This is a genomic window from Janthinobacterium breve, from assembly GCF_051380895.1.
In the GTDB taxonomy this organism is placed as follows: domain Bacteria; phylum Pseudomonadota; class Gammaproteobacteria; order Burkholderiales; family Burkholderiaceae_D; genus Janthinobacterium.
The window spans coordinates 1-1,456 of the sequence record NZ_JBNYXY010000027.1 but is presented as its reverse complement, the minus strand read 5'-3'; the positions used below and the strand labels follow the sequence as shown (position 1 = coordinate 1,456).

At 53.4% G+C, this 1,456-nt stretch carries 1 protein-coding gene; it reads right to left on the bottom strand.

Annotated features, from left to right (window positions below):
- Positions 1-40: 40 nt before the first annotated feature.
- Positions 41-1,410, bottom strand: a protein-coding gene (locus ACQ4W0_RS29120; protein WP_436579896.1) for an IS3 family transposase whose coding sequence is annotated in 2 segments (ribosomal slippage) — positions 41-933 and positions 933-1,410 — 1,371 coding nt in all. Because the reading frame shifts where the segments join, the coding sequence is not laid out codon by codon here.
- Positions 1,411-1,456: the final 46 nt, after the last annotated feature.

The window sequence follows — 1,456 nt, the reverse complement described above, 5'->3', positions numbered from 1 at the left end:
GTGAACTGACCCCAAATAGTTGGACGGTTTAGTTTTCTTACTAGGTAGCCAAGGGCTGAGTTCTGTATTGCACGGGACTCAGCCCTTTTAACTTGAGTTTGATACGCTCGTGATTATAGTAGTGGATGTAATTTTTGATACCACGCTGTAGTTCATCGATGCTGCTGAACTTGTTCAGATAGAAGAACTCCGTCTTGAGCACGGCGAAGAAGCTTTCCATGGATGCGTTGTCGAGGCAGTTTCCCTTACGGGACATGCTTTGCGCCACTCCCTTTTCCCGCAGCATTTTCTGGTAAGCCGGCATACGATATTGCCATCCCTGGTCAGAGTGCAACATGGGTTTGTCTTTCGCCTTCAGTTTGGCCAGCGCCTTCTGGAGCATCGAGCTCACCAGTTTGAACACGGGCCGCCTGGCCGTTTCAAACGCCACGATTTCCCCGTTGTACAGGTCCATCACCGGCGACAGATACAGCTTCTCGCCTGCGACGTTGAACTCCGTCACGTCCGTCACCCACTTCTGATTGGCTGCCTGCGTCTGAAATTGGCGCTGCAAGACATTGGCCGCCGCCTGACCCACTTCGCCCTTGTACGAGCGATATTTCTTGGGACGCACCAGCGACCTTAATCCAAGCTGAACCATCTGCCGTTGGACGGTCTTATGATTGACCTGCCGGCCCAGTTGCCGAATAGCGAGCGTCACGCGCCGATATCCATAACGCCCTTGATGAAGGGCAAAAATGGATCGAATTTGCCGCTTCAGTGCCTGATGCTTGTCCGCTACCTGTGCGACCTTCTGCTGATAATAAAAGGTGCTGCGCGGCAGGCCAGCCAGCTTGAGCAGGTCCGCCAGCAGAAATTGTTGCCTTAGCTCACCAACTATTTGCGCTTTTTGCGCGCTGTCGTTCGCTGCTCTTGCTGCTGCTGAACCAAGGCTTTCAACTTTTTTAGATAGGCATTCTCCATGCGCAAGAAATTCACCTCGGCGAGCAATTCTTCGCGGCTACGGCTTGCATCATCGACATGCGGTTGAGGTTGGGGCGGTTGAGAGGTTGGCATCTTTTTTGGTTTGCCGCGCTGTCGCGGCATCAGGGCGTCTATACCACCGCTATGATAGCAGCGCTCCCAGATAGGGATGCAAGAGGGACTGCGGATATTGAATACCGCCGCGCTCTGACGATAGGAGAGCCGGTTGGCCCACATGTGCTCCAACACCTGTAATCTACGCTCAGCCGGATAGCGGGTGGACTTCTTCTCCAGGCCAGCCTGTCCATGAGCAGCATACAAATTGCGCCAGTGTTTGATCATCGAATGGTGCAGGCCATGCTCGCTGGCGATGGCCTTGATACCGGCCTCACCCTGCAGAAATTGCTGGATCACATCCAGTTTGAACTGCGTACTGTACTTCGCCATAGAAAAAACCCCGAAAGTTGGTGTCCAACTTTCGGGGTTCAGTTCA